Origin of the sequence: Streptomyces montanisoli (assembly GCF_017813245.1) — a bacterium.
GTDB lineage: Bacteria > Actinomycetota > Actinomycetes > Streptomycetales > Streptomycetaceae > Streptomyces > Streptomyces montanisoli.
Map to the genome: position 1 here is coordinate 1 of NZ_JAGIQL010000298.1, position 3678 is coordinate 3678.

Annotated in this window: 3 protein-coding genes; 2 read left to right on the top strand and 1 reads right to left on the bottom strand. The window is 73.3% G+C overall.

Features of this window, described 5'->3' with window-relative positions; translation table 11 throughout:
• Positions 1 to 163: 163 nt before the first annotated feature.
• Complete coding sequence (locus JFN87_RS32405) at positions 164 to 1432, bottom strand: aspartate aminotransferase family protein (RefSeq protein WP_209345987.1); 1269 nt, start codon at positions 1430 to 1432, stop codon at positions 164 to 166.
• Positions 1433 to 1575: 143 nt separating this feature from the next.
• Here JFN87_RS32405 and JFN87_RS32410 point away from each other — a divergent pair, with 143 nt between their 5' ends.
• Both JFN87_RS32410 and JFN87_RS32415 read left to right on the top strand, forming a co-directional pair.
• Positions 1576 to 3015, top strand: a complete 1440-nt coding sequence (locus tag JFN87_RS32410) for an NAD-dependent succinate-semialdehyde dehydrogenase (protein ID WP_307865681.1) — start codon at positions 1576 to 1578, stop codon at positions 3013 to 3015.
• 49 nt (positions 3016 to 3064) lie between these two features.
• Positions 3065 to 3565, top strand: a complete 501-nt coding sequence (locus JFN87_RS32415) for a DUF3830 family protein (RefSeq protein ID WP_209345992.1) — start codon at positions 3065 to 3067, stop codon at positions 3563 to 3565.
• The last annotated feature ends 113 nt before the right edge of the window (positions 3566 to 3678 follow it).

The window sequence follows — 3678 nt, forward strand, 5'->3', positions numbered from 1 at the left end:
GGGCGCCCGGTGCTACCCGCGCCTGGGCCAGGCCCCCCGCGGCGGGCAAGCCCGCGGCGGGGGGCCTGGCGCCTGCCCCGCCGTGCCCGGCTGCGCTGGGGCGCCTGCCTCCCCGGGGGCGGGACGACCGCGTTCCGCGCGCGGTGCGGGGGCGGCGGGGGCGTCAGGGCAGCGTCTCGGCTACCGCCTCGGCCCAGAGGCCGAGGCCCTCGCGTACCTGGTCCGCCGTGACGACGAGCGGCGGGATCATGCGCACGACCTGGCCCTGCGCGCCGCAGGTGAGCAGCAGCAGCCCGCGGCGCGACGCCGCCGCCTGGACGCGTGACGCCGTCGCGCCGTCGGGCTCGCCCTCCGCCGTCACGAACTCGCTGCCCGCCATCAGCCCCAGCCCCCGCACGTCGCCGATGCCGGGCCCCGACCCGGGCGCGTGCCGCGCCGCGACCTCGCGCAGCCCCGCGAGCAGTTCCTTGCCGCGCTCCGCCGCGTTCTCGACGAGCTTCTCGTCCTGGATCACGTCGAGCGTGGCGATCGCCGCCGCGCACGCGACCGCGTTGCCGCCGTACGTGCCGCCCTGGGAGCCGGGCCACGCCTTCTCCATGAGCGCCGTGGGCGCGGCGATGGCGGACAGCGGGAACCCGCTGGCCAGCCCCTTCGCGGTGACCACGATGTCCGGCCTGCCCGCGAAGTGCTCGTGGCCCCAGAACATCCCCGTGCGGCCGAAGCCCGTCTGCACCTCGTCGAGTACGAGGAGGATGCCGTGGCGGTCGGCGCGCTCCCGCAGGCCGCGCAGGAACGTGGTGTTGGCCGGCACGTAGCCGCCCTCGCCGAGCACGGGCTCGACGAAGAACGCCGCGGTGTCGGCCGGCGCCGAGACGGTCGCGAGCACCTGGTCGAGCTCGCGCAGCGCGAACCTCGTCGCGGTCTCCTCGTCCCACCCGTAGTGGAAGGCGTCGGGGAACGGCGCGATCGCGACGCCCGGCATCAGCGGCCCGAACCCCGACCTGTACTTGGACGCCGACGTCGTCAGCGAGGCGGCGCCGATGGTGCGGCCGTGGAAGGAGCCCTGGAAGACGACGATGTTGGGCCGCCCCGTCGCCTGCCTCGCCAGCCGCATGGCGGCCTCGACCGCCTCGCTGCCCGAGTTGACGTAGAACAGCGAGTCGAGCCCCGCGGGCAGCACCTCGCCGAGCCGCTCCGTGAGTGTGAGCAGCGGCCGGTGCATGACCGTCGTGTACTGGCCGTGCACGAGCGTGGCGACCTGCCGCTGCGCGGCCTCGACGACGCGCGGGTGGCAGTGGCCCGTGCTCGTCACGCCGATGCCGGCGGTGAAGTCGAGGTGGGCGCGGCCCGCCTCGTCGTACACGTACACGCCTTCGCCCCTGGCCGCGAGCACGGGCGTGGCCTGCTTGAGGACGGGAGAGAGTGTGGCCATGTTCGCTCCTTCGGGTACCGGGCGGGAGAACCTCGATCGTAGGATTGTCAACAACCTACACACATGCAAGCATGGACGGGCGCCGTTGTCCACGAGCCGGGGAGAACACAGTGACCGCACAGGCAGAGCACGAGCGCGCGGTGGTGGACGCGGTCCCCACCGGGCTGCACATCGCAGGCGACTGGCGCCCCGCCGCCTCGGGGGACGTGTTCGAGGTGGAGGACCCGTCCGTGGCCCGCCCGCTGCGCACCGTCGCGGACGCGGGCACCGACGACGCCCTGGACGCGCTCACCGCCGCGCACGAGGCGCAGGAGTCGTGGGCGGCGCGACCGCCGCGCGAGCGCGGCGAGATCCTGCGCAGGTCCTACGAGCTGATCCACGAGCGGATCGACGACCTCGCGCTGCTGATGACCCTGGAGATGGGCAAGCCGCTGGCGGAGGCGCGCGGCGAGGTCGCCTACGCCGCCGAGTTCTTCCGCTGGTTCGCCGAGGAGGCCGTACGCATCGACGGCGGGTACGCGACGTCGCCCGACGGCAAGGACCGGCTGCTCGTGATGCGGCGCCCGGTGGGGCCCGCGCTGCTTATCACCCCGTGGAACTTCCCCCTCGCCATGGGCACACGCAAGATCGGCCCCGCCGTCGCGGCCGGCTGCACGATGGTCGTCAAGCCCGCCGAGCAGACCCCGCTGTCGATGCTCGCGCTCGCGGGGATCATGGCGGAGGCCGGGCTCCCGGGCGGCGTGCTGAACGTCGTCACGAGCAGCAGGCCGGGCGAGGTCGTCGAGCCGCTGCTGCGCGACGGACGGCTGCGCAAGCTGTCCTTCACGGGCTCGACGGCCGTCGGCAGGCTGCTGATCGCGCAGAGCGCCGAGCAGGTGCTGCGCGTGTCGCTCGAACTCGGCGGCAACGCCCCGTTCATCGTCTGCGAGGACGCCGACCTGGAGGCCGCCGTCGAGGGCGCCGTGCAGGCCAAGATGCGCAACATCGGCGAGGCCTGCACCGCCGCCAACAGGCTCTACGTGCACGAGAGCGTCGCCCCCGAGTTCACGCGGCGGCTCGCCGAGCGCATGGGCGCCATGGTCGTCGGGCGCGGCACGGAGCCCGGCGTCGAGGTGGGCCCGCTGATCGACGAGGACGGACGCGGCAAGGTCGGCAGGCTCGTGGGGCAGGCGCTCGACGCCGGGGCCAAGGCACTCACGGGCGGCGAACCCGCCCCGGGCGACGGCTACTTCTACGCGCCGACCGTCCTCGTCGACGTGCCGGCCGACGCCCCGATGCTGCACGAGGAGATCTTCGGGCCCGTCGCCCCCGTCGTCGCGTTCAGCGACGAGGACGAGGCGGTGGCGGCGGCCAACGCGACGCCGTACGGCCTCGTCTCGTACCTGTACACGGAGAACCTCAGGCGCGCCTTCCGGATCTCCGAGCGGCTCGACACCGGGATGATCGGCCTCAACAAGGGCGTGGTCTCCAACCCGGCGGCCCCCTTCGGCGGGGTCAAGCAGTCGGGTCTCGGCCGCGAGGGCGGCAGGGCCGGGATCGAGGAGTTCCTCGAAACGCGTTACCTGGCGATGCCGGCGTCCTGACCGGCCGGACGACGGCAACGCACGCCACAGAGACGGAGAGTGGGGACAAGTGGACCGTTACATCGAGATCGCGCTGGAGAAGCGCGGCGTCAGCTGCGTGGCCAAGCTCCTCGACGACCAGGCGCCGCGCACGTGCGAGGCCGTGTGGAACGCCCTGCCGCTCGGCAAGGACGTCTTCCACGGCAAGTACGCGCGCAACGAGATCTACACGCTGGTGCCGGCGTTCGCCGCCGAGGAGCCCGGCACGGAGAACCCGACGATCACGCCCATCCCCGGCGACGTCGCCTACTTCTCCTTCGCCAAGTGGCAGTTGAACACGAGCTCCCACGGATACACGCAGGGCGGCAGGCCGCAGGCCGAGGAGTCCATCGTCGACCTCGCGGTGTTCTACGAGCGCAACAACCTGCTGCTGAACCCGGACACCGGGTTCGTGCCCGCGAACATCTTCGCGACGATCACCGAGGGCCTCGACCGGATCGCCGAGGCCGCCCAGGACCTGTGGCTCTCGGGCGTGCTCGGCGAGTCCCTGACGTTCAGGCGCACGGCCTGAACGCAGGCGTCCGTGCGCCGCCCGTGCCGGCGCTCACGCCGTGCGGGCCGCGCCCTGCCGCCCGGCGCCCGCCCAGATCCGTAGAGCTCACGTCTGAAGTCCTGTCACCGATT

Excerpts from the sequence above, each read along its gene's own strand:
- JFN87_RS32405 (WP_209345987.1), bottom strand. The coding sequence starts at position 1,432 with ATGGCCACACTCTCTCCCGTCCTCAAGCAGGCCACGCCCGTGCTCGCG.